The organism is Streptomyces sp. WZ.A104, from assembly GCF_002382885.1.
Classification (GTDB): Bacteria; Actinomycetota; Actinomycetes; order Streptomycetales; family Streptomycetaceae; genus Streptomyces.
This window is the reverse complement of record NZ_NWVL01000074.1, coordinates 13,523-38,049: the sequence shown is the minus strand read 5'-3', so window position 1 is coordinate 38,049 and position 24,527 is coordinate 13,523. Positions and strand designations below refer to the sequence as shown.

General features: G+C 73.0%; 24 protein-coding genes. 8 read left to right on the top strand and 16 right to left on the bottom strand.

Annotation, left to right across the window (positions count from 1 at the left end; all coding sequences use genetic code 11):
* Nucleotides 1–1,088: cation-translocating P-type ATPase (locus CIB93_RS30200; RefSeq protein WP_179500289.1), on the bottom strand; the 1,088-nt coding region annotated here is incomplete at its 3' end.
* A gap of 302 nt (nt 1,089–1,390) precedes the next feature.
* Here CIB93_RS30200 and CIB93_RS30195 point away from each other — a divergent pair.
* Nucleotides 1,391–2,080 (top strand): copper homeostasis protein CutC, encoded by a 690-nt coding sequence (locus CIB93_RS30195; RefSeq protein WP_096631491.1) that lies wholly within the window; start codon nt 1,391–1,393, stop codon nt 2,078–2,080.
* A 42-nt stretch (nt 2,081–2,122) separates the two neighbouring features.
* Here CIB93_RS30195 and CIB93_RS30190 read toward each other — a convergent pair whose 3' ends face one another.
* A complete protein-coding gene (locus CIB93_RS30190) occupies nt 2,123–4,207 on the bottom strand; it encodes a UvrD-helicase domain-containing protein (protein ID WP_096631490.1) in 2,085 nt (694 codons plus the stop codon).
* Between the two features lie 387 nt (nt 4,208–4,594).
* Here CIB93_RS30190 and CIB93_RS30185 point away from each other — a divergent pair, with 387 nt between their 5' ends.
* Complete coding sequence (locus CIB93_RS30185; protein ID WP_096631489.1) at nt 4,595–4,783, top strand: hypothetical protein; 189 nt, start codon at nt 4,595–4,597, stop codon at nt 4,781–4,783.
* Between the two features lie 43 nt (nt 4,784–4,826).
* Here the strand turns inward: CIB93_RS30185 and CIB93_RS30180 are convergent, their stop codons facing one another.
* Together CIB93_RS30180 and CIB93_RS30175 are read right to left on the bottom strand one after the other, a co-directional pair.
* Nucleotides 4,827–6,470 (bottom strand): DNA repair helicase XPB, encoded by a 1,644-nt coding sequence (locus CIB93_RS30180; protein WP_096631497.1) that lies wholly within the window; start codon nt 6,468–6,470, stop codon nt 4,827–4,829.
* Between the two features lie 150 nt (nt 6,471–6,620).
* Nucleotides 6,621–7,238 carry a MarR family winged helix-turn-helix transcriptional regulator gene (locus CIB93_RS30175; RefSeq protein ID WP_257002428.1) on the bottom strand — a complete coding sequence of 206 codons (618 nt, stop codon included), beginning with the start codon at nt 7,236–7,238 and terminating at the stop codon, nt 6,621–6,623.
* Nucleotides 7,239–7,319: 81 nt separating this feature from the next.
* Here CIB93_RS30175 and CIB93_RS30170 point away from each other — a divergent pair, with 81 nt between their 5' ends.
* On the top strand, nt 7,320–7,772 hold the full coding sequence (locus CIB93_RS30170) for an SRPBCC family protein (protein ID WP_257002427.1): 453 nt from the start codon (nt 7,320–7,322) through the stop codon (nt 7,770–7,772).
* Between the two features lie 159 nt (nt 7,773–7,931).
* Here the strand turns inward: CIB93_RS30170 and CIB93_RS30165 are convergent, their stop codons facing one another.
* Nucleotides 7,932–8,696 carry a YqjF family protein gene (locus CIB93_RS30165; RefSeq protein WP_257002426.1) on the bottom strand — a complete coding sequence of 255 codons (765 nt, stop codon included), beginning with the start codon at nt 8,694–8,696 and terminating at the stop codon, nt 7,932–7,934.
* A gap of 111 nt (nt 8,697–8,807) precedes the next feature.
* On the opposite strand from CIB93_RS30165, the gene CIB93_RS30160 reads away from it, so the two are divergent.
* A complete protein-coding gene (locus CIB93_RS30160; RefSeq protein ID WP_096631486.1) occupies nt 8,808–9,245 on the top strand; it encodes a peptidoglycan-binding protein in 438 nt (145 codons plus the stop codon).
* A gap of 158 nt (nt 9,246–9,403) precedes the next feature.
* On the opposite strand, the gene CIB93_RS30155 is transcribed toward CIB93_RS30160, so the two are convergent.
* On the bottom strand, nt 9,404–11,887 hold the full coding sequence (locus CIB93_RS30155) for a helicase C-terminal domain-containing protein (RefSeq protein ID WP_096631485.1): 2,484 nt from the start codon (nt 11,885–11,887) through the stop codon (nt 9,404–9,406).
* 54 nt (nt 11,888–11,941) lie between these two features.
* Between CIB93_RS30155 and CIB93_RS30150 the strand changes: the two genes are divergently transcribed.
* Nucleotides 11,942–13,387, top strand: coding sequence for a hypothetical protein (locus tag CIB93_RS30150; RefSeq protein WP_096631483.1), 1,446 nt, complete (start codon nt 11,942–11,944; stop codon nt 13,385–13,387).
* Here the strand turns inward: CIB93_RS30150 and CIB93_RS30145 are convergent.
* The 5 genes from CIB93_RS30145 to CIB93_RS30125 are packed head-to-tail and all read right to left on the bottom strand — an operon-like array spanning nt 13,351 to nt 17,919.
* Nucleotides 13,351–13,938, bottom strand: a complete 588-nt coding sequence (locus CIB93_RS30145) for a hypothetical protein (protein ID WP_096631482.1) — start codon at nt 13,936–13,938, stop codon at nt 13,351–13,353. The genes CIB93_RS30150 and CIB93_RS30145 overlap by 37 nt on opposite strands.
* Nucleotides 13,935–14,921: an ABC transporter substrate-binding protein gene (locus CIB93_RS30140; RefSeq protein ID WP_096631480.1), complete on the bottom strand. Its 987-nt coding sequence runs from the start codon at nt 14,919–14,921 to the stop codon at nt 13,935–13,937. Before CIB93_RS30140 ends, CIB93_RS30145 begins: the two co-directional genes overlap by 4 nt.
* A gap of 3 nt (nt 14,922–14,924) precedes the next feature.
* On the bottom strand, nt 14,925–15,809 hold the full coding sequence (locus tag CIB93_RS30135) for an ABC transporter ATP-binding protein (RefSeq protein WP_096631479.1): 885 nt from the start codon (nt 15,807–15,809) through the stop codon (nt 14,925–14,927).
* Nucleotides 15,806–16,891, bottom strand: a complete 1,086-nt coding sequence (locus CIB93_RS30130; protein ID WP_257002425.1) for an iron chelate uptake ABC transporter family permease subunit — start codon at nt 16,889–16,891, stop codon at nt 15,806–15,808. The genes CIB93_RS30135 and CIB93_RS30130 overlap by 4 nt, the downstream gene beginning before the upstream one ends.
* Nucleotides 16,888–17,919 carry an iron ABC transporter permease gene (locus CIB93_RS30125; protein WP_096631477.1) on the bottom strand — a complete coding sequence of 344 codons (1,032 nt, stop codon included), beginning with the start codon at nt 17,917–17,919 and terminating at the stop codon, nt 16,888–16,890. Before CIB93_RS30125 ends, CIB93_RS30130 begins: the two co-directional genes overlap by 4 nt.
* A 217-nt stretch (nt 17,920–18,136) precedes the next feature.
* Here CIB93_RS30125 and CIB93_RS30120 point away from each other — a divergent pair, with 217 nt between their 5' ends.
* Nucleotides 18,137–18,781: an HAD family hydrolase gene (locus CIB93_RS30120; RefSeq protein ID WP_096631493.1), complete on the top strand. Its 645-nt coding sequence runs from the start codon at nt 18,137–18,139 to the stop codon at nt 18,779–18,781.
* Between the two features lie 3 nt (nt 18,782–18,784).
* Here the strand turns inward: CIB93_RS30120 and CIB93_RS30115 are convergent, their stop codons facing one another.
* Entirely contained in the window at nt 18,785–19,024 is a 240-nt protein-coding gene (locus CIB93_RS30115) for a hypothetical protein (RefSeq protein WP_096631476.1), read from the bottom strand.
* Between the two features lie 167 nt (nt 19,025–19,191).
* Between CIB93_RS30115 and CIB93_RS39490 the strand changes: the two genes are divergently transcribed.
* A complete protein-coding gene (locus tag CIB93_RS39490) occupies nt 19,192–19,575 on the top strand; it encodes a cold-shock protein (protein ID WP_096631474.1) in 384 nt (127 codons plus the stop codon).
* Between the two features lie 21 nt (nt 19,576–19,596).
* On the opposite strand, the gene CIB93_RS30105 is transcribed toward CIB93_RS39490, so the two are convergent.
* The 4 genes from CIB93_RS30105 to CIB93_RS30090 are packed head-to-tail and all read right to left on the bottom strand — an operon-like array spanning nt 19,597 to nt 23,176.
* On the bottom strand, nt 19,597–20,478 hold the full coding sequence (locus CIB93_RS30105) for a 1,4-dihydroxy-6-naphthoate synthase (protein WP_096631473.1): 882 nt from the start codon (nt 20,476–20,478) through the stop codon (nt 19,597–19,599).
* Complete coding sequence (locus CIB93_RS30100; RefSeq protein WP_096631471.1) at nt 20,468–21,157, bottom strand: futalosine hydrolase; 690 nt, start codon at nt 21,155–21,157, stop codon at nt 20,468–20,470. The genes CIB93_RS30105 and CIB93_RS30100 overlap by 11 nt, the downstream gene beginning before the upstream one ends.
* Nucleotides 21,158–21,208: 51 nt before the next feature.
* Nucleotides 21,209–21,685: a DUF2771 domain-containing protein gene (locus CIB93_RS30095; RefSeq protein ID WP_096631470.1), complete on the bottom strand. Its 477-nt coding sequence runs from the start codon at nt 21,683–21,685 to the stop codon at nt 21,209–21,211.
* A 27-nt stretch (nt 21,686–21,712) separates the two neighbouring features.
* A complete protein-coding gene (locus CIB93_RS30090) occupies nt 21,713–23,176 on the bottom strand; it encodes an MFS transporter (protein WP_096631468.1) in 1,464 nt (487 codons plus the stop codon).
* Nucleotides 23,177–23,581: 405 nt separating this feature from the next.
* Here CIB93_RS30090 and CIB93_RS30080 point away from each other — a divergent pair, with 405 nt between their 5' ends.
* Entirely contained in the window at nt 23,582–24,511 is a 930-nt protein-coding gene (locus CIB93_RS30080; RefSeq protein WP_179500288.1) for a DUF3027 domain-containing protein, read from the top strand.
* Nucleotides 24,512–24,527 lie beyond the last annotated feature (16 nt).

The following is a 24,527-nucleotide window of genomic DNA, read 5'->3' as shown; positions in this document are numbered from 1 at the left end:
GCTTTGCCGTTCTGGGCGTCCTCCACCAGTTTCGCCATTCGGGCGAGCTGGGTGTCGGCTCCGACGCGGGTGGCCTCGACGACGAGCCGCCCGCCCGCGTTCAGCGTCGCACCGGTGACGGTGTCACCGACGCCGGCCTCCACGGGCACCGACTCGCCCGTCAGCATCGACGCGTCCACCGCCGAGGAGCCCTCGACGACGGTCCCGTCGGTGGCGATCTTCTCCCCGGGGCGGACCAGGAAGCGGTCCCCTACCTGCAACTCACCTGTCGGTACGGTTACTTCGGCGCCGTCGCGCAGGACGGTGACCTCCTTCGCCCCCAGCTCCAGCAGCGCCCGCAGCGCCGCCCCGGCCTTCCGCTTCGAGCGGGCCTCGAAGTAGCGCCCGGCGAGGATGAACGCGGTCACCCCGGCGGCGGCCTCCAGATAGATGTTCCCGGCGCCGTCGGAGCGGGCGATCGTCAGCTCGAAGGGGTGGGTCATTCCGACCATGCCCGCTGTGCCGAAGAACAGCGCCCACAACGACCACAGGAACGCCGCCGACGTACCGACCGAGACCAGGGTGTCCATGGTCGCCGCGCCGTGCTTGGCGTTGGTCCAGGCGGCCCGGTGGAAGGGCCAGGCGGCGTAGACGATGACGGGGGCGGTCAGGGTGAGGCTCAGCCACTGCCAGTAGTCGAACTGGAGCGCCGGGACCATCGCCATCGCGATCACCGGGACCGCGAGGACGACGGCGGTGGTCAGGCGCTGGCGCAGCGAGGTGAGGCCGTCGTCCTCCGCCGCCCCCTCCGGCCCTCCGGCCGCCGGTGGCGTGGCGGCGGGCGGGGCGGGTTCCCTGGCGGTGTAGCCGGTGGCCTCGACCGTCGAGATCAGGTCCTGTACGGACACATCGGCGCCCCGGTAGGTGACCTTGGCCTTCTCGGTGGCGTAGTTGACGGTGGCCTCGACACCGTCCATCCGGTTCAGCTTCCTCTCGATACGGGCCGCGCACGAGGCGCAGGTCATCCCGCCGATCGCGAGCTCGACCGCGTCGGTCCCGGTGGTGGTCCCGGGAGCGGTGGTGGCGGTGGTGGCGGAGTGCGCGGACACGGGGTCCTCCCTGCTGCCGACTTGATACCCCTAGGGGGTATCTCCTTCTCGCTTCATGTATACCCCCCTCCCCTATGAAGGTCAAGGTGTGATCGCGATCGCGGCCGCGGGGTGGGGTGTCCGGTCTGTGGTGACATGTACACGCGGCACGTCACTCGCCTGCGGGGGCGAGTTCGCGCCAAAGCGCGATCATGCGTTCAGATGGAGGGCTGCGCCGCGCTGTGGCCGACCCGTAGTCTGGTCATTGGACTAGACCTATAGCTGAGTAGCTCTGTAGCTGTGTATCGGAGGAATGGGGACCCATGAGCAACCGTGCAGTCCTGGAGGTGATCGCTCTCGACGCGGAGGACGCGGTCGCCGCTCAGGCCGGTGGTGCAGACCGCCTCGAACTGGTCACCGACATGGCCGCGGACGGTCTGACGCCGTCCCGGGAGACCTTCGAGGCGATCCGGTCCGCCGTGGACATCCCGCTGCGCGTGATGCTCAGGGTGGCGGACGGCTTCGCCGCCGGTGACATCGACGTGCTGGTCGGCAAGGCCCGCGAGATGCGCGCGGCGGGTGCGGACGAGTTCGTGTTCGGCTTCCTCGACGAGGACGGCCACCCCGACCTCGTGGCCGTCGAGCGGATCGTCGCCGAGCTGGACGGCTGCCGGTGGACGTTCCACCGCGCGATCGACCGGGCCGCCGACCGCGACACCCTCCGCAAGCAGCTCGCGGACCTGCCCGGCCTCGACACCTACCTCACGGCGGGTTCGCCGGCCGGAGTGGAGGCCGGTATCCCGACGCTCGTGGCCGAGGCGGCCCGTACCCGGGAGCCGGGTTACGAGGCGCAGATGCTGGTCGGCGGCGGCCTCCACCTGCACCACGTGCCCCGGCTGCGTGCGGCGGGGATCAGTGCCTTCCACATCGGCGGGGCGGCGAGGCCCGCGGGCTGGTCGGCCCCGGTGGACACGGCGGCCGTACGGGAGTGGCGCGAGGCGCTGGACGCGTGAGGCCGGCGGGGGCGGGGAAGGCCCTGCCCCCCACCGGCGGTTCTACGCCAAGGCCCCCGGCAGCGGCGCCGCGTGGAGCACCGTGAGCCCGGAGACCGCACGGGTCAGGGCCACGTACAGCCGCCGCAGCCCGGTCCGCTCGTCCGGCTCGCCGTCGACCACGGCGGCCGGTTCGTCGAGCACCACGTAGTCGTACTCCAGGCCCTTGGCGAGCGACGCGGGCACCAGCGTCAGCCGGGAGGCGGCGGTGGTCTCCTCGCCCGGGGACAGGTACGTGTGGCCCGCCGCCGTCAGGGCCGCGCCCAGGAGAGGAATCCGGGCGTCGGCGGCGATGAGCCCGATGGACCCCTCGTGGCGCAACGACTCCTCGCAGGCGGCGACGACAGCGGCGGCCACCTCATCCGCACCGCCCGCCACCTCCCGGACGACCAGCGACCCCGGCGACTCCCGCACCGACTCCACCGCCGCCAGCCCCGGCGAGATCGCGGGCAGCAGCCGGGAGGCGTACGCGATGACCTCGCGCGGCACGCGGAAACCGGCCGTCAGCTCCTCGACCACCGCATCCGCCTTGCCCAGGTGGAACAGCGCCTCGCCCCAGCTCTCCGTGGACCACGGGGTCGTCCCCTGCGCGAGGTCGCCGAGCACGGTGGCCGAACCGGTCGAGCACCGCCGCCCCACCGCCCGGTACTGCATGGGGGACAGGTCCTGCGCCTCGTCGAGCACGACATGGCCGAGCGAGTGCGTCCGGGAGATCAGGTCCCCGGCCTCGTCGATCAGCACGGCGTCGGCCGCCGACCACCTGGCGGACCTCACACTCCTCGCGGGCTTCGCCCACAGGATGACCTTCTGCTCGTCCTCGCTGAGCAGCCCCTCGGCGTGCGTGGCCAGGAACTCGGCGTCCGAGAGCAGCCGCAGCACGACCTTCGCCGGGTCGACGGCGGGCCAGACCGCCTTGACGGCCGCTTTGACCGCCGGATTCCGGGCGACCGCGTTCTGCACCCGGTCGTCGGGGGCCTCACCGGCCTCCTCCATCCGTACGAGGACGGCGTGCGCGATCCGCTGCGGCAGCGCCTCGTGCGCGGCCCCGTACCGCATGTCCCGGGCCAGCAGCTCGTCGACCATCTCCTGGACCTCGTACACGGGCACCCGCCAGCGCCGGGACCCGCGCACCACGACGACGGGCTCGGTGGGGGCGCTCACGTGCGAGCGGATGGCCCGCCGCAGCACCTCGGCCATGCGGGCGTCGCCCTTGACGACGGCGGCGGCCGCTTCGTCCGTGCCGCGCACCTCCACGCCCGCCGTCACCAGGTCGTCGACGGTGGCCTGCCTGACCTCCAGCTCACCGAGGGCGGGCAGGACCTGCTCGATGTAGTGCAGGAAGGAACGGTTCGGCCCGACGACCAGAGTGCCGGTGCGGGCGAGCCGCTCGCGGTGCGCGTACAGCAGGTACGCCACGCGGTGCAGGCCGACGGCGGTCTTCCCGGTACCGGGCCCGCCCTGCACGCAGACGGTCCCGCCGAGCCCGCTCCGTACGATCTCGTCCTGCTCTGGCTGGATGGTGGCGACGATGTCGCGCATCGGCCCGACGCGGGGCCGTTCGATCTCCGCCTGGAGGAGCTTGCTGGTGTGCTCGGCCTCGGCCGGATCGGTGAGGTGCTCGTCCTCGTACGCGGTCAGCTCGCCGCCGGTGTAACCGAAGCGGCGGCGCAGCCCCACGTTCTGGGGGTTCTTCCGGGACGCCTGGTAGTACGGCTGGGAGACCGGTGCACGCCAGTCGATGACCATCGGGTCCCCGGCGGCATCGTGGACATGCCGGCGCCCGATGTAGAACCGCTCGCCCTCCGCACCCTCGGCCAGCTCGCCGCCGACGGCGTGCAGATAGTCGAGGCGGCCGAAGAACAGCGGGGTGTGGGAGAGGTCGGCGAGCGCCTTGATGCGGTCGTCGATCTGGGACTGGAGCACCTCGGCGTTCACCCAGTTCGCGGTGACATCGGCGATGTCGAGGGCCTGGACGTCCTCGCGCATCCCCCGCAGGGCGGCCCGGGACGCGGCGAGGTGGGCGCGCTCGTGCGCCAGGGGGGCGGGCGTGGAATCGCTGTCTGCTGCTTCTGCTACGTGCGCGGGCACGATGTTGCCTCCGGCTCTTCAAGGGCTCTTCGACGGCGCTTCGACGCAGGACGGCGGACCGCGCGGGGACCGGCCGGGGCCGGAACAGGGCGGTTCGCTCGGAAGGTCCGATCGCGTGGGTGTCGGCCGGTTTCCGTCCGGTCGGCGGCGCTCCCGGGGCCGTGGAACCGGCACGGGAGGCGGGCAGACCGGCGATTGTAGCCACAGGTCCGGTCCCGGGCGAAACGGAATACGGGCTCCGCCCGGGACCGGGACCACGGACCAGAGGTAGGGGTCCCCGTAGGGGATGCGTGCGCACCGAGCGGTACCGGAGGGCTACGAGCCGGGCGTACGGGTTCGGTCTGCGGACCGACGCGTCCGAACGGGTGACGGGAGCACCATGGATGCATGAGCACAGCCACCCTGAACCCACGAAGGACCGGCCCCGCGCACGGCGCGACCGCGGTCACCGGTCACCACCGTCCCCACCGCGTCGGAGACGCGCTGCGCGCCGTGAAGGTGTTCGTGACGACGGCGTTCGGCGTGGTCGTCCTGGGGGAGTACGCGGAGGAGGCGGGGGTGAGGCGGGCCCGCTGAGGAGCCCGCCGCACCGCTTCCGCTTCCCCGGTCTACGGCTCCCTCAGCTCCCGGCGAGCAGCTCGTCCGCGTCCACGATGCGGTACGCGTACCCCTGCTCGGCCAGGAACCGCTGGCGGTGCGCCGCGAAGTCCTGGTCGATGGTGTCGCGGGCGACGACCGAGTAGAAGCGGGCCTCGTGCCCGTCGGCCTTGGGCCGCAGGACGCGCCCCAGCCGCTGCGCCTCCTCCTGGCGCGACCCGAAGGTCCCGGAGACCTGGATGGCGACGGTGGCCTCGGGCAGGTCGATGGAGAAGTTGGCGACCTTGGAGACGACGAGGACGCTGATCTCGCCCTGGCGGAACGCGTCGAAGAGCTTCTCGCGCTGGGCGTTGCTGGTCTCGCCCTTGATGACGGGGGCGTCCAGGTGCTCGCCGAGCTCGTCGAGCTGGTCGATGTACTGGCCGATGACGAGGGTCTGCTCACCCTGGTGCTTGCGTACGAGGGCCTCGGTCACCTTCCGCTTGGTGGCGGTGGTGGCGCAGAACCGGTACTTCTCCTCCGTCTCGGCGGTGGCGTAGGCGAGCCGCTCGGAGTCGGTGAGGTTGACCCGTACCTCGACGCAGTCGGCGGGCGCGATGTAGCCCTGCGCCTCGATCTCCTTCCACGGGGCGTCGAACCTCTTGGGCCCGATGAGCGAGAACACATCCGACTCCCGCCCGTCCTCACGCACGAGCGTCGCGGTGAGCCCGAGCCGCCGCCGGGCCTGGAGGTCGGCGGTGAACTTGAAGACGGGGGCGGGCAGCAGGTGGACCTCGTCGTAGACGACCAGGCCCCAGTCGCGGGAGTCGAAGAGCTCCAGATGCGGGTAGACGCCCTTACGCCGGGTGGTCAGCACCTGGTAGGTGGCGATGGTGACCGGCCGGATCTCCTTCTTCGTGCCGCTGTACTCGCCGATCTCGTCCTCGGTGAGTGAGGTCCGCTTCACCAGCTCGTGCTTCCACTGCCGGGCGGAGACGGTGTTGGTGACGAGGATGAGGGTGGTGGCCTTGGCCTCGGCCATGGCACCGGCCCCGACGAGCGTCTTGCCCGCCCCGCAGGGGAGCACCACCACCCCCGACCCGCCGTGCCAGAACCCTTCGACGGCCTGCTTCTGGTACGGCCGCAGCGCCCAGCCGTCCTCGGCCAGCTCGATCGGATGGGCTTCGCCGTCGACGTACCCCGCGAGGTCTTCGGCGGGCCACCCCAGCTTGAGCAGGGTCTGCTTGATCTGCCCGCGCTCGGAGGGGTGCACGGCCACGGTGTCCGGGTCGATCCGGGCCCCGACCAGCGGCTGGACCTTCTTCGACCGGAGGATCTCCTCCAGCACGGGCCGGTCGGTGCTGGTGAGCACGAGCCCGTGCACGGGGTGCTTGGACAGGGTGAGCCGCCCGTACCGCGCCATCGTCTCGGCGATGTCGACCAGGAGCGCGTGCGGCACGGGGTAGCGGGAGTACTCGACGAGCGCGTCGACGACCTGCTCGGCGTCGTGCCCGGCGGCCCGGGCGTTCCACAGCCCGAGCGGGGTGACGCGGTACGTATGGATGTGCTCGGGCGCACGCTCCAGCTCCGCGAACGGTGCGATGGCACGACGGCAGGCGTCCGCCAGGTCGTGGTCGACCTCAAGGAGCAGAGTCTTGTCGCTCTGGACGATCAGGCAGGACAACACATACCTCCGGAAGTTGGATCGTCCCGTGACGGACAGCACACCCGCCATGGCTCGGGCTCTGCCCCGTGCCCGACGCCTTCAGGGCGCCTCGGCCGGTGCGCCGGGATGCGCGCTGCCGACTACGTCAGACGTTCACGCGAACAGACGATTCTACCTGGGCCCGGGCTGATCGGGCCGATCACGCCGATTTCGGCTCGGGCCGGTGATCGGACCGCTGATCGGACCGGTGATCGAAGACTCGGGATCGGATTCGGGCCCGGATGCGTCGAAGGCGGCCAGCAGCTTGCGCAGGACCGCGTCAAAGGTGTGTGCCTCTTCCTCGGTGAGCAGCCCGAGCAGGCGGTTCTCGTTCGCGGCGTGCTCGGTGACGGCGGCGTCGACGAGGGCGAACCCCTCGGGCGTGAGGCCGATCCGGAGGCTGCGGCGGTCCTCCGGGTCGGCCCGCCGGGCGACGAGACCGCGCGCCTCCAGGCGGTCGACGCGCTTGGTCATCCCGGCGCGCGTGATGAGGAGGATCTCCGCGAGCCGCGAGGGCGGCATCTCGTGCGGGGCCCCCGTGCGGCGGAGGCTGGCCAGGACGTCGAACTCCCCGCGATCCAGACCGTGGGCGGCGAAGACCGCCTCCACGCGGCGGCTGCCCGCGATGTGGAGACGGGCGAAGCGCGCCAGCGTGCCCATGGCGGTGAAGTCGAGATCCGGCCGTTCGCGCTGCCAGTGGGCGACGGCGATGTCGGCGAAGTCGGGGGGCGTCTCGGAGCTTTCGGCCATACGGCGATGGTATCGCAACCGCTAACCGGTATATGGTCAACTGGTTAATCAAATTGCTCAGGTGCTCGGAAAGGCGTTCTGATGAAGCCCATAGCTGTGCGCTCCTCGGCCGTTGTGCAGGCTCCCGCGGGGTTCGTGTGGGAGTTCCTCCACGTCTACGCCAACGACCTGCACTGGCGCTCCGGCCTGGAGAGGATGGCCCAGACCCCGCCGGGCCCGGTGCGGGACGGCGCCCGGGTGGCGGAGACCCTGCGCGTGCTGGGCAGGGTCGTGGAGAGCGTGGTCGAGGTCTCGGACGTCCGCGAGGGCCGCTCCTTCACCTGGCGTGTCGTCGAGGGCGCGACGGCCGACGGCAGCCGCTCGGTGACCGCGACGGGTGAGGCGTCCTGCCGGGTGGACATCGTCAAGCGGGTGACGCTGGACGGGAGCGATCGCCTGCTGCGTCCGGTGATCGCCGCGGTGATCACGCGTAGCGAGCGCGGTGATCTCCGACGGGTGAAGCGGCTGCTGGAACGTTCGTGGCAGAGCCGCTGAGGGCTGCTGAGGGCTGCTGAGAGCGAGGCGGCGCTGTAGGAAGAAGACAGCGCTCATGAGGCGGTCCCGGTGCCGGCGCCCCCCGGACCTTCAGGGCCGCCCCTCCCTCAGAACCTTCAGTGCCGCCCCCCCCTCAGGACCCTCAGGGCCGTTCCCCCCTCAGGACCGTTCAGGCCCGGGGCGCGCCTGGCGGCCGAAGCGCACGGGAACGCCGGGGGAGTACAGCACGCTCACCGGATTCCCGGCCGGGGCGGGCAGCCCGCCGGCCGCCACCAGGTCCTCGTCGCACTCCACGAGCTCCGCCCGGTGCAGGGGCCACCGGGGATGGACGTTGGGCAGATGGACGGTCCGCCCGAAGAACGAACTGTGCAAGGCCCAACGGGCGGTCAGGAAGTGCTCAAGGGGAGAGGGTTCCCCGATCGGCTCCCCCGTCCGCACCACGATCCTGCTCCGTGCCCCGCGGGGGCCGGGCCAGCGTCGGCTGCTCGTGTACGTGAGGGTGTCGCCGGAGCGTTCGACGTCCATCCGGGACCACACGTACGGCAACCGGAAGGCGGCCCGCGCCACGAGGACCGGGATCAGCCGCGAGGCGTCGAGGGACCGGAAGACCACCGCGCGCCGCCCGCGCCCGTCCACGGAGTACAGCCGGACGTTGGTCTCCGGGAACGTGCCCAGGTACGGAATCCCCGGCAGCCCGAGCCCGCTGACCCGGTGCATCCGGAACGCCACCAGACCCACGTACGTCGTCGTCCCGTCGAACGTGTCCGGCACGGTCCCCGACGGCAACAGTGGTGCCACGTCAGCCGGTTCGACCGCCCAGTGAAGAAACGCCAGGTCCAGCCAGGACTGTGTGAGCAGCGGCCGCATCGGCGCGGCGGGCGGGTCGGGCGACACGGGCTCGGGGACGCGGACGGCGAAAGGCATGCCCGCAGCATCGCAGACGGGTGCGGGGCCGGAACCCGGATCGGCCGACGCCGATCCGGGTAACCTGTGCGCCAAGTCGGGAGAAGATCCCCGGCCAACGGAGGGAAGAACGTGGAGCAGAGCAGGCGGAACGGCGTCTCGCGTCGCGGGCTGATCCGAGGCGGGCTGCTGGCGGTGGCGGCATCCGGCGTGGCGGTGGTCGGTCTCGCGGGGCCGGCGAACGCGGCCGTGGTCAACCTCGGCCTCGACAAGCAGGGTGCCAAGCGGATCCAGCGGTGGATCCTCACCATGTACGGCTACAAGGGCGCGATCGACGGGGTGCTCGGGACCAACAGCTGGAAGGCGATCCAGCGCTGGCTGGCCAAGTGGCCCGGCCAGCCCCGTCCCTACAAGGGCGCCATCGACGGGATCGTGGGACCCAAGACGATCGCGTCGCTCCAGGCCAACCTGAAGAAGTTCGAAGGCTACAAGGGTGCCATCGACGGCATCGCCGGACCGGGGACCAAGGCCGCGTTCCGGCGCAAGGCCTACTCCAACCCCCCGGTCTGACCGGCTGAGCATCGCGAGCGGCCCGGCCTTCAGGGGCCGGTCGGCAGGGCGTCCGGGTCGTTGGTCGCACAACGGCCTCGGGCGCCCTTTCCGCGTGCCCGAACACATCGTCAGCACGCGGAGTCGGCACGCGCCCGCCAGGGGCTGCGGGACAGCCCTCAGGGCTGCCCGTCCTCCGCCAGCTCCGCCACCCCCGTGATCCGGTGCAGCGGGTAGGTGCGGACCTCGTCGGCCGTGTGGTCGTAGGCCGTGACGAAGCCGCCCTCCACGCGGACCGGGGCGATGACGCGCTGGCTGGCCGCGCCGTCCGCGTTGACGTAGCCGATCCAGACCGCTGATCCCGTCATCGCGGCGGCCTGGACCGTGGCCAGGGTCTCGGCGGGGGTGGTGCGGGGGAGGGCGCCGGAGGCGGGAGATCCCGCAGGGCCCTCGGAGGGTTCCTTGCGGGCGACCGTGGCGGCCGTGTCGCCCGCGCGGATCGCCCGTACCGCGGCCCCCAGCAGCGTGGCGTCCGGGGGCGGGGGGCCTTCGGGAACCGGGGCCGGAGGGGTGCGGGGCGGAGTGCGGCGGGCGCCCGCGCGGGTGATCAGGACATCGCCCTCGGCGGATTCGGCGGCGGGGGCGTAGCCCATGTCGCGCAGTGCTTCGAGGAGGGAGCCGGGGTCCGCCTGGGAGGCCAGGACCGTGGGGGCGAGGCGGCGGAGACGCAGGCCCGTGGAGCGGCGGTCGGCCAGGATCTCGTTGAGGACCGCCTCGTCGTCGCAGCGTACGTACGCGGACGCCGCCCCGATCCGCAGGTGGCCGTGGCGGCGGGCCACGTCGTCGATCAGGTAGCTCAGCGGCTGCGGCACCGGCGTACGGCTGTGCGCGGCCAGGAACGCGTGCAGGTCGGCGGCCGCCTGCCCGGCGTCCAACGCGCGGCGCACCGAGCCGGGCGTGAAGCGGTAGACCGTCGCACCGCCCTTCGACTCGACGTCCGCCAGGACCGACAGCGTCTGCGCCAACGGGCGCTCCAGCGGGCCCGGCGCCACCGCCGTCAGGTCCGCCTGGAGCAGGACGTGGTCCAGGGGCTCGGGGAGGAGAGGGGCCAGGAGCGCGGCGGAAGCGTCCGGGCCCTCCGCCAGCAGTGCGCGGGCCTGTGCGGACAGCGCGCCCCGGCCCGTGATGCCCAGCAGCTCCGCCTCGTTGAGCGTCCAGAGCGCCAGGCGGGAGCGGAGGTCGCCCCCCTCCCCGGGGGGCGTCGTGCCGGAGGCGGCGGTCGGTCCGCCGCGCAACGGGCGTTCCCAGCGCAGCCGTTGCAGCAGGGTCTCCGGGTCCGGCGCGGTGCCCGGGGGGAGTTCGGCGAACAGCGCCAGGACCCGGCGGCGTACGTCGGGGGCCGCGGAGCGGTCGAGGTCCGGGCCGAGTGCGGACAGGGCCCGGCCCTTCGCGTCCTGGCCGCCCACCAGGCCGGGGACCCGGGTGGCCGGGAGCCAGGCGGTGGCGAGGTGCGTCCAGCGGTCCTGGGCGGACAGGTCGAGCCACTCGTCGTACGCGGGCGTCGGCGCGTACCGCTCGTCCGTCTCCCCGTCGGAGGCCAACAGGCCCGCAGCATAGGCCAGTTCGACCCAGAAGGCGGCGATCTGCTCGGGTACGTCCAGTGCCGTGGCCGCCCGCTTCAGCTCCCGTACGCTCAGGCCGCCCGCGCGCAGGATCGGCGGGCCGCCGCCGTTCCAGAGGCTCAGCAACTCCTCGACCGTGGACAGCGCCGTGAACGCCTGACCGGCCGCCGCCCTGTCCACAGCCTGTGGATCGCGCTCGGCGGACGCCGCGACGGTCGGGGGGGTCGGTTCCGGTACGCGGTGGGCACGTCCGGCGCGCAGGTGCAGCGCCGCCTCGCGCGGCAGGACCACCGTGCGCGTCGACACCGGCAGCAGCAGGCCCCGGTCGCGCAGCCACTTCACCGGCGGGGTCGGGTTCGGGGTGACCTCCCCGTACGGCGGGCCCCACACCAGCCGGTCCAGCACCGAAAGCGCCTCCACCGGGGCCGTGTCCAGCAGCTCCGCCATCCTCGTCCGGTCCGTGAACAGGGAGGACAGCGCCGCCACCGCCGAGACCGGGTCGTGCGTGGCCGGGAGGCCGGTCGCCGCCAGGATCTCCTGGAGGCGGCCCGGTGACATCCCGGCCGTCGCCTCGGAGACCGTCGGGCCCAGGCCGGTGGGGGAGGGGTGCTGCGGGGACGGGGCCAGCAGCTCCCGGGCCGTACGCACCAGCCGCAGCCGGTCGTCCTCGCCCCAGACCAGGGCCTGTTCGCGCAGGGTCGCCAGCGCGCCCGGCAGCGCGGCGGTGATCGCCGCTCCCGCGTCGTCGTGCTGCTCGCCGTCGTCGAGACCGTCGCCGGTGAGGAGCGAGAGCAGCGTGGCGTACGGAGCCGGGTCCGGGGCCACCGCCAGCGCCTCGGCGGTCTGGAGCGCGAACCGGTCCAGGTGTTCCAGTGCGCGCACCACCGAGGCCCGGGTGCCGGCCCTCGTGGCGAGCTGGGTGATGTCGTTCGGCACCGGATTGAGTAGGTCGGGGCGGGCACGCAGCAGCCCCGCCAGCGATTCGTCGCCCCGGGCGCGCAGGGCTTCGGCGAGCGTGCGCGGTGGTGTGGTCGTCCCCATCCGTCCCACGGTAGCCGCTGGAACGCTACCGTCGGGGCAGGGCCGGTAGAGGGGATGCACCGCGTGGGGATCGAGAGCGACCAGCTCGTCTACGACTACCTGAGCCGGGTCGGGGACCTGGCCCAGCGACAACAGCTGTCGTCGGGCGCCCGGATGCGACTCGTTTCGACGCTCCGGGGAGAGATCGACCGGCAGCGCGGCGCGGGGGGCGCGGACTCCCCGGCGGCCGTCCGGCGCATCATCAGCAGGCTCGGCAGCCCGGACGCGCTGGTCGCCGCCGCGGCGGAGTCGGGCGACGGTTCGGTCCCGCCGCCGTCGGCGCGGCCGGGCGGCGGTGCGGGCGCTGCTCGGCGGGAGAAGGGGCGCGGCGCGGTCCCCCGGCCCCGGAGCGGTCTGCTCCGCAAGGGCGCGAAGGACCCGGGCCCCGCCCCGGACGCGACACCCGTCTCAGCCCCTGCCTCAGCCCCCGGTTCAGCCCCTGATCCCGCCCCGAAAGCCGGTTCCGGGCGGGGCGCGTCGCGGCGGGGTGGCGGGAGCGCGGCGGACGGTGGTGCGGATGCCGGTTCAGGGGCCCGGCCCCGGCCCCGTACGAACACCGGTCGCGCGTCCGGAGCACCGACGGGCGCCGGTCACATCCCCGGGGCCCGTACGAGCGACGCCGACGCGTCCCGCCGGGGCGCGGCGGGACTGCTGTTCGGCAAGCGAGGCGCGGAGCGGCCCGGCCCGGACTCCGCCCGCCCCCGTACGGACACCGACGACGCGACGGCCCGCGACTGGCCCGACCCCTCCGCCCCGCACATGCTCGGCGACGGCCAGCAGGCCTCCGGAGAGCCCGACTGGTGGCGCCTGGAGCCGGGGCCCTTCGACCAGGGGACCGCCATCCCCGGGTTCTTCGGCGGCATCGAGGCCCCGGAGCTGCTCGGGAGGCCGCCGAAGCCCGACTCCTCGGGGGAGGACGAGGAGGACGACGAGCCCGGCATCGCGGACAGCGCCGCCGAGGACGACACCGCCGAGGACGGCGATGGCGAAGACGGCGGCGGCGAAGAGGCCGTTGGGACCGACCGGCGCCGCCGCGCCCCGCGCCTCCTCAAGCTCCGCCGCCGCAAGGCCCCCGCCCCCGCCGTGGTCGAGCCCGCGGCCGCCGCCCCGGCCCCCCGTCGCGGCTTCGCCCACCCCCTGCTGCTCCTGGCCGCCCTCCTGCTCCTCGCCGGAGTGGTCACCGGCTCCTGGCTGCCGCTGGCGGGCGGCTGGCTCATCGCGTACAGCTCGCGCACCCTCTCCCGTACGGAGGCGAAGTGGGCGGCGCTCGGTCTGCCGGGCGTGGTGGCGGCCGGGGCGCTCGTGTGGGTGTGGGGGCGGCTGGACGGGCGCTGGGGCGAGCCCATCCGCGAAGGCGCGATGCGCGACGTCCTGCTCGACGCCTGGCCGGTCGTCGTCCGCGTCGCCGCCGTCGCCTCCGCGCTCTACCTGGTGTGGCGGGCGCGGGGGCGTACGGGGTGAGGTCCCGGCCAGGCCGCGTCAGGAGGGTCGGGGTGAAGGTCCTCCGGCAGGAGATGGCGGGCGTCCCTCAGGAGCCGTTCGACCCGGGCGGGCTCGTCGACGTCGTCCAGCAGCCAGTAGGCGAACATGGCGGTGCCGATCGCCCGCCCCGAGAACACCTCTTCGTACAAGGTCCCGAGGCCGGTGCGCACGACGTCCCTGCAGGCCTCCGCGATCTCTTCGTCGTCGGCGACGACGAACGACCAGAGCAGGTCGAGGAAGGCGTGCCGGGCCGCGAGTGACAGGGTCCGCCTCGTCAGACCGGCCATCAGGACGCGTGCCACCGGGACCGCGGTCCACGTCGCCCAGGTCTCCTGGAACACGTGGTACTCGATACCGGTCGGCTTCGCCGCGTCGGTCGTCCGGGCCAGGGCCAGCCGTCGCAGCTCGTCGGGGACGTGCGCCGCGTTCCAGCAGCCGCGGCAGGGGAGGGTGGCCCAGTCGTACAGACCGAGCTCCCATTCCATCGCGTCCAGGGACCGCGCCGCCTGCCGCTTCGCCCGGCCGGTCACTTCGTGAGGTTCGCCTTCAGCTCTTCGAGGATCTTGTCGGCCGCCGTGTAGCCGATGCCCTGGATCCACAGCTGGTCGTCGACCGCGAAGACCTTGCCGTTCTTCACCGCGTCCATGTTCTTCCACAGGCCGCTGCCGGTGGTCTGCGTCTCCTTGGACTTCTTCGCGTCGCCGTACGTCGAGTGGAAGACCGCGTCCGCGTCCGCGAGGTCGATCCTCTCGGGGCTGACGTCGTAGGAGAAGCCGTCCGCCGCCTTGTCCGTGATGGCGGGTCGGCCGAGGCCCACGTCGGCGAGGATCGTGGCGATGTAGTTCTTCTTGCCGTAGATGCGGATGTCCGCGCCCTCGACGAACCGGACCATGTTGACCTCGGTCGCGGCCGCCTTCTCCTTGCCGCCGAGCGCCTTCGTCACACCGGCCACGTGCTTGGCGTAGTCGTCGGTGACCGCCTTGGCCTCGGCCGTCTTGTTGAGGGCCTCCGCGTGGACCTGGAAGTTCTCCTTCCAGGGGTAGCCGGTGTTCTCCGTCATCACGGTCGGCGCGATCTTGGACAGCTCCGCGTACTTGTCGCCGTGCCGGATCTTGCTGGTGAGGATCAGGTCGGGCTTCAGACCGGCGATGGCCTCCAGGTTCGGGGTCATCATCTGGCCGACGTCCGTGATGCCCGCGACCTGGTCCTTCGGGAGGTAGTTCAGGAAGCCCGACTCCACGTCCGCGTGGGTCGCGCCGACCGGCTTCACACCGAGAGTGAGGACCGAGTCGAGCTCGGCGGTGTCCAGGACGACGACCCGCTGCGGGGCGGCCGGGACCTTCACGTCGCCCATCGCCGTCTTCACCGTACGGGTGCCTTCGGAGGACCCGTCCGAGCCGGAGCCGGACGCGCTGGAGGACTCGGACGAGAAGCCGCAGGCGGACAGGGCCAGGGCGGCGGTCACGGTGAGGGACGCGGCGGCGAGCAGGCGGGAGCGGTGCTGGAGGGTCATGGTTCAGAGGGCCTTTCCGGGAGTCGGGGCGGGGGCGGGGAAAGAGGCTGTGGCCGGGGTCCAGGGGGCGCCCGGGACGACGAGCGGCGAACCCGTCACCGGGTCGGGCACGATCACCGCCTCCAGGCCGAAGACCTCACGGACGAGCTCGGCGGTGACGACGTCCCCGGGCCGCCCCTCCGCGACGATCCGCCCCGCCTTCATGGCGACCAGATGATCCGCGTACCGGGCGGCCTGGTTGAGGTCGTGCAGCACGGTGACGACGGTACGGCCCCGGGTGCCGTCCGCGTCAGGGGACGCCAACTGGCGTACCAGGTCCAGGACCTCCACCTGGTGCGCGATGTCGAGGTACGTCGTCGGCTCGTCGAGCAGCAGCAGGTCCGTCTCCTGCGCGAGTGCCATCGCGATCCACACCCGCTGGCGCTGGCCGCCGGACAGCTCGTCCACCGACCGCTCGGCCAGCGCCGTCACATCCGTACGGGCCATGGCGTCGGTCACCGCCCGCTCGTCCGCGTCCGACCACTGCTGCCACCAGCTCTGGTGCGGCTGGCGGCCCCGGGCGACCAGGTCGGAGACGGTGATCGCCTCCGGCGCCACCGGAGTCTGCGGGAGCAGCCCGATCGACTGCGCGATGCGCTTGGTCGGTATCCGCGCCAGCTCCGTTCCGTCCAGCAGGACCGCCCCGCCGCGCGGCTTCAGCAGCCGGCCGAGCGCCCGCAGGGTGGTGGACTTGCCGCAGGCGTTCGGGCCGACGATGACGGTGACCTGCCCGTCGGGCACGGCCAGGTCCAGCTCGTGGACGACGGTGCGGTCCTCGTAGGCGAGGGTCAGGGCGCGGGCGGCCAGCCTGCTGCCCGTCTGCTGCGCTGCGTCGGTCGTCGGACTCATGCGGTGCCTCCACTGCGGCCGCGGTGACCGCGGATGATCAGCCAGATCAGGTACGGGGCGCCGATCGCCGCCGTGAGGACGCCCACCGGCAGTTCGGTGGGCGAGAACAGCCTGCGGGCGAGCAGGTCGCCCAGGACGACGATCACCGCGCCCAGCAGCGCCGAGGACAGCAGCGGGATCTGCGCGGTCCGGGTCATCCGGCGGGCGATCTGCGGGGCGAGCAGCGCCACGAAGTCCACCGGGCCCGCCGTACCCGTCGCCACGGAGGCCAGGACCACGCCGAGCGCGACGAGTCCGAGCCGTACGCGCCCCAGGCGTACGCCCAGCGCGGTCGCGGTGTCGTCGTCCATCGTGACGGTGCGCTGCACGCGGGCGGCCCACAGCACGGCGGGCAGCAGGATCAGCAGCGTCCAGCCGATCGGGCCCGCCTCCGTCCAGCCGCGCCCGTTCAGCGAACCGGTCATCCAGATCTGCGCCTGCTGGGCGACCAGGTAGTCGCCCTTGGTCAGGAACAGCGTGGTCACCGACCGCAGGGCGATGGCGAAGCCGATGCCGATGAGCACGAAGCGGGTGGCGTGCAGGCCGCCGCGCCACGCGAACACGTACACGAGCGCGGCCGCCGCCGTGCCGCCGATCACGGAGAGGTAGGGCAGGACGGTGTACGAGGTGATGCCGAAGGTCATCGCGCCGACCGTGAGGGCGCTCGCGCCCTGGCTGATGCCGATGATGTCGGGGCTGGCCAGCGGGTTGCGGGCCACCGTCTGGATCAGCGCCCCCGCGATTCCGAAGGCCACGCCCACCAGCAGCCCGACGGTCATCCGGGGCAGCCGAAGCGTGCCCACGACCAGCTCGGCCGAGGACGGCTGCCCGAGGATCACCTTCACGACCTCGCCGGGCGCGACGAAGCTCTCGCCGACGCAGAGGTAGGCGATGCAGACGGCGGCCAGGAGGACGACCAGGGCCGCAGCGACGAGGGCCGCCCGCCGGTGCAGCAGGAACCGGCCGCGCGGTCCGGCCTTCAGGACGGAGTACCCGGCGGGCCGGACCCGTACGGGGGTGTCGGTCACGGTCGCGTCGCTCACGCCGGCACCGCCTTCCGGCGTACGAGGGCGACCAGGAACGGCACCCCGATCAGGGCCGTCATCACGCCCGCCGGGACCTCGCTCGGCGGGAACACGATCCGGCCGACGACGTCCGAGACCAGCAGCATCACCGGCCCGATCAGCGCGGCCATCGGCAGCACCCAGCGGTGGTCGTTGCCGACGACCGCGCGGGCCATGTGGGGGACGGCGAGCCCGATGAACGCGATCGGCCCGGCGGCGGCGACCCCGACCCCGGTCAGCACGGTCGCCCCGATGCCGCCGACGATCCGGACCGCCGCGACGTTCTGCCCGAGCCCCTTCGCCACGTCCTCACCGAGCGCGAGCGCGTCCAGGCCGCGGGCGACCGAGAGCACGAGCACCGCGCCCAGCAGCAGGAACGGCCAGATCTGCTGGACGACGTCCGCCTCCCGCCCCGCGATCGAGCCGACCTGCCAGAAGCGGAACTCGTCCAGCGCGGACGCCTTCGTCGTGAGGATTCCCATCGTCACGGACACCAGCAGCGCGTTGATCGCCGCACCGCCGAGCGCGAGCTTCACCGGGGTCGCGCCGCCGCGCCCGCCGGCGGCGATGGCGTACACGGCGACCGAGGCGACGGCAGCGCCCGCGAAAGCGAACCAGACGTACCCGGTGAGCGTGTGCACCCCGGCGAACGCGATCGCCATCACCACCGCGACCGACGCGCCCTGGCTGATGCCGAGGATGCCGGGGTCGGCGATGGGGTTGCGGGTGATCCCCTGGAGCACCGTGCCCGCGAGCGCCAGCGCCGCGCCGACCATCAGCCCGATGAGCGTGCGCGGCACCCGCATCGTACGGATGACCTCGGCGGCGTCGGAGTGCCCGCCGTGCAGCAGGGCGTCGAGGACCTCGCCCGGCGGGATGGAACGCGCGCCGACGGCGAGGCTCAGCAGGACGGCCAGGAGCAGCGCCGCGACGGCTGCGGCCGTCGCGGTCGCGCGTCTGGAGAGGCGGGGTGCGCGGGGCGCGGTGACCGGCGCTGACGCTGACATCTGACCCAATCGAGACGGACACGGTACGTACGGGACGTACGGGGCATGCGGGAGGTGCGGGTGTGAGGGGTACGGGTCCGGGCTCGGCCCCGAACACGCTGCGGGCAGTGCGCTCGGGGCCGGGCTGGGCCGGGTCGGTAAGGCTTGGCTAAGTGCGAGCTCAGTCTAGGCGGCGCGATTTCGCCGCCGACGGCGGCCGGTCGGCACAATGGGCGCCATGTCCTCTCTGGCTCCGCACCCCTTGACGGTCGGCTTCGACCTCGATATGACGCTCATCGACTCCCGCCCCGGCATCGCCGCCACCTACCGCGCGCTGTCCGCCGAGACGGGCGTGGCCATCGACGTGGACCTGGTCGTCAGCCGGATCGGCCCGCCGCTGGAGACGGAGCTGGCGTACTGGTTCCCGGCCGATGAGGTGCCCGCCGCGGCGGACCGCTACCGCGCCCTGTATCCCGGCCATGCGATAGCCCCGACCGCGGAGCTGGCCGGGGCGCGGGAGGCGGTGGCAGCGGTGAGGGCGCTCGGCGGGCGGGCGCTCGTCGTCACCGCCAAGCACGAGCCGAGCGCGAAGCTGCACCTGTCCCACCTCGGGATCGAGCCGGACACGGTGATCGGATGGCTGTGGGCGGAGGCCAAGGGCGCGGCCCTGCGCGAGCACGGCGCGCAGGTGTACGTCGGCGACCACACCGGGGACGTGCGCGGCGCGCGGGCGGCCGGGGCGCTGTCGGTCGCGGTGACGACGGGCCCGTGCGCCGCGGCGGAGCTGCGGACCGCGGGCGCGGACGTGGTGCTGGCGGACCTGACCGGCTTCCCGGCCTGGCTGACCGCCTTCGAGGCGGACCGGGTCGCGCGGACGAGCTGACCGCTAGAGGCGGTTCGCGGCCCGCCTGGGGGAGTTGCTCCAGGCCGAACGCACGACGCCCGCCCCGGCGATCAGGAACCCGACGCCCATCAGCATGCTGACCGCGTACGCCACCGACGGGAACGGGTCCGTACCGAGAAACAGTGGGGCGACCGTGACCAGTGTGGCCAGTGCGCCGACGAAAAAGACGATCGCGCCGACCTGAACGAGCCGGTCGCCCGGGCCTGAAGGAGTAGTACTCACGCCACCAGGGTAGTTCCCAGCCCGGAGGAACTGTCCGGCGACGTCTTGTCACCGGCCGTAGGGCCATTAGCCTGGGACCGAGCGGGTCACGGTGACCCGCTGTATTGCTATCCGGAGCCGTATCCCGGCTCTCCCGCACACCGACGAGTACGAGGACGAGGACAGACGTGCCCACCGGCAAGGTCAAGTGGTTCAACAGTGAGAAGGGCTTCGGCTTTCTCTCCCGCGACGACGGCGGCGACGTCTTCGTCCACTCGTCGGTACTCCCTGCCGGAGTCGACGCACTCAAGCCCGGCCAGCGCGTGGAATTCGGAGTGGTGGCAGGCCAGCGCGGTGACCAGGCGCTGTCCGTGGCGGTCCTCGACCCCACCCCGTCCGTGGCGGCGGCGCAGCGCCGCAAGCCGGACGAGCTGGCGTCGATCGTGCAGGACCTGACGACGGTCCTGGAGAACATCACGCCGCAGCTGGAGCGCGGCCGCTACCCCGACAAGGCCGCCGGCGCCAAGATCGCGGGCCTGCTGAGGGCGGTCGCCGACCAGCTGGACGTCTGAGCCGGGAGGTCCGCGGAGGACTCAGGGAAACGCCAGCGCGTTCGGGCCGAGGGGTGGTACGAGCCCCTCGGCCGCCGCGCGGGTCAGCAGGCCGCGGACCGCCGCGTAGCCGTCCTCGCCGAGGTCGGCGGTGAACTCGTTCACGTACAGGCCGATGTGCTGGTCCGCGACGGCCGGGTCCATCTCCTGGGCGTGCTCCAGGACGTACGGCCGGGAGACCTCCGGGTGGTCCCAGGCCAGGCGGACCGAGCTGCGGGCGGCGTCGGCCAGGCGGTGCAGGGTCTCCGTCCCGAGGGAGCGCTTGGCGATGATCGCGCCGAGCGGGATCGGGAGGCCGGTGGTGTCCTCCCAGTGGCGGCCCATGTCGGCCAGGTTGTGGAGCCCGAAGGTCCGGTACGTGAAGCGGGCCTCGTGGATGACCAGACCGGCGTCCACCTTGCCGTCCCGTACGGCGGGCATGATCTCGTCGAACGGCATCACGACGACCTCGCCGACGCCGCCCGGCACCATCTCCGCCGCCCACAGCCGGAACAGCAGGTACGCCGTCGAGCGCTCGCTCGGTACGGCGACGGTCCGGCCGGTCAGGTCGAGGCCCAGCTCCTTGGTGAGGACCAGCGGGCCGCAGCCCCGGCCCAGCGCCCCGCCGCACGGCAGCAGCGCGTACTCCTCCAGGACCCACGGCAGGACCGCGTACGACACCTTCAGCACGTCCAGCTCGCCGCGTTCGGCCATGCCGTTGGTGATGTCGATGTCGGCGAAGGTCACATCCAGCGCGGGCGCGCCGGGGACCCTGCCGTGCGCCCAGGCGTCGAAGACGAACGTGTCGTTCGGGCAGGGGGAGAAGGCGATCCTGATCGGTGCCGGGTTCGCGTCGAACGGTGCCGGGTTCGCGTCAGTGGTCATGCAGGTTCCAACCTTCCAGTACGGGGGCGCTCTTCCCGAACGCGTCCGTCAGCGCCGCCAGCGCGTCCCCGATGCGCCAGGCGTCCCGGTCGCGGGGGCCGACGGCGTTCGACACGGCCCGCAGCTCCAGTACGGGCACCCCGGCCCGCTCGGCGGCCTCCGCGACCCCGAAGCCCTCCATCGCCTCGGCCAGCGCCCCCGGGTGCGCGGCGAGCAGGCCGGCGGCGCGATCGGTGGTTCCGGTCACCGTGGAGACGGTCAGGACGGCGCCCGAGGCCGCGCCGGTGGCGGCCGTGACCTCCCGTACGAGCGCGGGCGGAGGCGCGAAGCGGTCCCGGCCGAAGCCGAGCGCGGTGACGGGCAGGAAGCCCTCGGCGGTCTCCGCACCCAGGTCGGCCGCCACGATCTCGCTCGCCACGATCAGCGACCCGAGCGGGGTCACGGGCGTGAAGGCCCCGCCGATCCCGGCCGAGACGACCAGACCGTACGGCTCGGAGCCCAGCGCGAACGCGGTGGCCGCGGCCGCCGCGGCCGGGCCCGCGCCGCCCGCCAGGACGTCGAACGCCCCGCAGCGGTGCACGGCGGCCCCCGGCAGCTCCACGGTCTGCGCAACGCCCCCGAACGCACGCGTGACCGCGTCCCGTTCCACCGGGACAGCGGTCACGACGAGCACACGCACGGATTCAGCCTCGGGTCGAGGACGAGGGAAGGGCGGGGAGAGGCGGGCGGGTCAGTCCTTCTTGAACTCGAACTGCCAGATGCCCGTGAGCTTCTTGCCCTTGGTCTCCACGATGGAGATGTTCGTCTTCTCGGCGGGCTGGCCCGTCTGGCTGGCGAAGAAGGCGCTGCCGGGGATCGTCCGGTAGGTCTTCTTGAACGGCTCCTGCTCGGCCTGCTGGCCGTTGATGAAGAGCGTCCAGCCGTTCTCGGCGATCTCAGGGTCGACGCCGAAGCGGACCTTGTCGTCCATGGAGACCTTGATGGTCTTCTCGGCCTTCTTGTTCAGGCAGCCCTGGATGAGGGATTCCTTGATCGCTTCGCCGTCGTTGTAGCAGGCGGCCTCGGTGTTCACCGAGTTGCTGCCGACCGTCACGGTGGCGAGCGGCGTCGGCTTGTCGCAGGCGGACAGGACAAGGAGTCCCGCGGACACGGCACCAAGAGCGACGCCGATTCGACGGCCCTTACCGGAGAAGAACGCAACGGTCATGGGCCGAAGGCTATCGGTCGTCTCCGCTCACGCCACGCGGGGGTGCGGCGTGCCGCGTCGCGCGGCCCCCAGGAGGCCCCGTACGGACGCGGCGGCGCCGAGGGCGAGAATGCCCGCGGCGACCGACATACCGAGGACCGCGTTGAGCGGCAGGGCGATGCCGATGCCGCCGCCGACCACCCACGCCATCTGGAGCAACGTCTCGGACCGGGCGAACGCGGAGGTGCGGACCTCCTCGGGGACGTCCCGCTGGATCATCGCGTCCAGCGACAGTTTCGACAGGGCCTGGGTGAAGCCGGCGACCGCGCCGAGCGCGGCGACGAGCAGGGTGGAGAAGAACACGGCGGCGAGGATCGCGGTGCTCAGGGCGAGCCCCAGCACCGTCGCGATGATCACCTCGGGCCCGCGCGCCCGGAGCCAGGCGCCCACCGCCGTACCGCAGGCGTTGCCCGCACCCGCCGCCACGCCGACGATGGCGAGCGAGACCGCCGCGCTCTGCCCGGCCATCGGGTGCTCGCGCAGCAGGAACGCCAGGAAGAAGATCAGGAAGCCGGAGAGGGCCCGGTGCGCCGCGTTGGCCTGGAGGCCGTGGAGCACCGACCCGCCGACGGACCGCAGCCCGGGCGGGCGCTCCTTGGCGGCCCTCTCCCCGCTGCCGGTCCTGCCGCCCTTCCAGAGGCCTGCCCGTGTGCTGCCGCCGGACCCCGCGCCGGTCCTCCCCGGGGCGGGCCGTACCGCCTCGTCCTCGCCGTGCGGGTCGATCAGCCGCGCCCGGCGCTCGCCCTTCGCGGAGTCGACCTTGTGCGGCAGGGTGAAGGCGAGGAAGGTGCCCGCGATGAAGATCGCGCACGCGCCGTAGAGCGGCCAGGCGGAGCCGACGGTCTGGAGTCCGGCCCCGATCGGGGCCGCCACCCCCGTCGCCAGCAGCCCCGCGAGGGTGACCCGGGAATTGGCCTTCACCAGCGAGAACCGTGGTGGCAGCAGGCGCGGCACGACCGCGCTGCGCACCACTCCGTACGCCTTCGACGAGACCAGGACGCCCAGCGCGGCCGGATACAGCTCAAGGCCGCCCGTGGCGACCGCGCCCGACATGGTCAGCGCCAGCAGCGCGCGGGCCAGCATCGCGCCCGCCATCGCGGCCCGGCGGCCGTGCGGCAGTCGGTCCAGCAGCGGACCGATCACCGGGGCCAGCAGGGTGAAGGGGGCCATGGTGATGGCGAGGTAGAGCGCGACGCGCCCGCGCGCCTCGTCCGTCGGTACGGAGAAGAAGACCGTGGAGGCCAGGGCGACCGTGATCATGACGTCGCCCGCGCCGTTCACCGCGTGCAGCTCGATCAGTTTGCCGAGGCCGGATTCCCCCGCGCCGTGGGCGTGCGTCGCCTTGCGGATGCCCCTGGCCGTGCCGGTGAACGGGGCGTGCAGGGCACGGCCCGTCGCCCGTCCCACCCTGCGGAGCGGGCCGGGACCGTCGTGCGACCTGGCGGCAGTCACCCCGTCATAGTGCCCCAACCCCGGCCGGGATGAACGGCGATCGGCCGCTAACGCGCGCGTGAGGCCCTGTCGGACCAGCTGCGGCACGCGGAACGGTTACGGCACGCTGAACGGCTGACGGACACGGCACGGTGAACGGATACGGCACGTTTGGGACGGGCAGGTGGGCGCAGAGCGGCGGAGAGGGTAGCGTGCGTAACGCGCCACCGGCGGTTGTTCTTGGCCGCGCGCCTCTCGGCGATCCCGCAGAATGGGTGGCAGAAGGCGCGCCCGAGGCAGGCACAACGGGTGTGGACGTCGACGCGGCCCTCAGGTCCGCTCCGCCCCCACCTGTCTGGCCGAAACGGCAATCGTGCAGCAGCTGGCGCGCTCGTGAGACTGGCGTATGGAGAGAAGCGAAGACCTGTGAGTGCTGCGACGACGCGAAGCCGTACGGCCCGTACCCCCGTTCCCGACCGTCTGTGCGCGGAGGCGGTGGACCTCGCGCGCGCGGCCGCGGAGGAGGCCGCCGCGCCCGGGGTGGTCGGTGAGCATGTCGGCGTGGTCTCCGAAGGGGACCGGGTCGTCACGCATTACTTCGAGTCCAAGGAGCCCGGCTACCGCGGCTGGCGCTGGGCGGTGACGGTGGCGCGGGCCTCCCGCGCCAAGAACGTCACCCTGGACGAAACGGTGCTGTTGCCGGGGGCCGACGCGCTCCTGGCGCCGGAGTGGGTGCCGTGGAGCGAGCGGCTGCGCCCCGGCGACCTGGGCCCGGGCGACCTGCTGCCCACCGAGGCGGAGGACCTGCGTCTGGAGCCCGGCTGGACCGGTGAGGACGAGCCGCCGCCGAACTCCGTGGTCTCCGAGGAGCTGGCCGAGCTGGTCGAATCGGAGGACGCCGAGCTGACCGACCGGCCGGTGGCCGCCACCAGCCGCGGTTCCATCGCCTCCGTGGCCGAGGAGCTGGGTACGCGGCGGGCGAGGGTGCTGTCGCGGTACGGGCTGTACGAGGCGGCCGACCGCTGGGACGAGGCGTTCGGCCCGAAGACGCCGATGGCCCAGGCGGCCCCGGCGACGTGCGTCAGCTGCGCGTTCCTGATCCCGATGGCGGGCTCCCTGAAGCAGGCCTTCGGGGTGTGCGCGAACGAGTTCGGTCCGGCGGACGGTCATGTGGTGTCGCTGGCGTACGGGTGCGGCGGGCACTCGGAGGCCGCGGTGATGCCGAAGCCGCCGCAGCCCGCGCCGCATGCGCTGGACACGATGCGGGTGGACGAGTACGCGCTCCGGCCCGAGCGCGACGGGGGCTCGGTCCCGTCGGAGCCGGACGGGGCGTCGGAGGACCTGGGCCACTCGTAGGGCGGGCTGGAAGCGC

Excerpts from the sequence above, each read along its gene's own strand:
- CIB93_RS30195 (WP_096631491.1), top strand. The coding sequence starts at position 1,391 with ATGAGCAACCGTGCAGTCCTGGAGGTGATCGCTCTCGACGCGGAGGAC.
- CIB93_RS30185 (WP_096631489.1), top strand. The coding sequence starts at position 4,595 with ATGAGCACAGCCACCCTGAACCCACGAAGGACCGGCCCCGCGCACGGC.
- CIB93_RS30175 (WP_257002428.1), bottom strand. The coding sequence starts at position 7,238 with ATGGCCGAAAGCTCCGAGACGCCCCCCGACTTCGCCGACATCGCCGTC.
- CIB93_RS30170 (WP_257002427.1), top strand. The coding sequence starts at position 7,320 with ATGAAGCCCATAGCTGTGCGCTCCTCGGCCGTTGTGCAGGCTCCCGCG.
- CIB93_RS30165 (WP_257002426.1), bottom strand. The coding sequence starts at position 8,696 with ATGCCTTTCGCCGTCCGCGTCCCCGAGCCCGTGTCGCCCGACCCGCCC.
- CIB93_RS30155 (WP_096631485.1), bottom strand. The coding sequence starts at position 11,887 with ATGGGGACGACCACACCACCGCGCACGCTCGCCGAAGCCCTGCGCGCC.
- CIB93_RS30150 (WP_096631483.1), top strand. The coding sequence starts at position 11,942 with ATGCACCGCGTGGGGATCGAGAGCGACCAGCTCGTCTACGACTACCTG.
- CIB93_RS30140 (WP_096631480.1), bottom strand. The coding sequence starts at position 14,921 with ATGACCCTCCAGCACCGCTCCCGCCTGCTCGCCGCCGCGTCCCTCACC.
- CIB93_RS30135 (WP_096631479.1), bottom strand. The coding sequence starts at position 15,809 with ATGAGTCCGACGACCGACGCAGCGCAGCAGACGGGCAGCAGGCTGGCC.
- CIB93_RS30125 (WP_096631477.1), bottom strand. The coding sequence starts at position 17,919 with ATGTCAGCGTCAGCGCCGGTCACCGCGCCCCGCGCACCCCGCCTCTCC.
- CIB93_RS30120 (WP_096631493.1), top strand. The coding sequence starts at position 18,137 with ATGTCCTCTCTGGCTCCGCACCCCTTGACGGTCGGCTTCGACCTCGAT.
- CIB93_RS30105 (WP_096631473.1), bottom strand. The coding sequence starts at position 20,478 with ATGACCACTGACGCGAACCCGGCACCGTTCGACGCGAACCCGGCACCG.
- CIB93_RS30095 (WP_096631470.1), bottom strand. The coding sequence starts at position 21,685 with ATGACCGTTGCGTTCTTCTCCGGTAAGGGCCGTCGAATCGGCGTCGCT.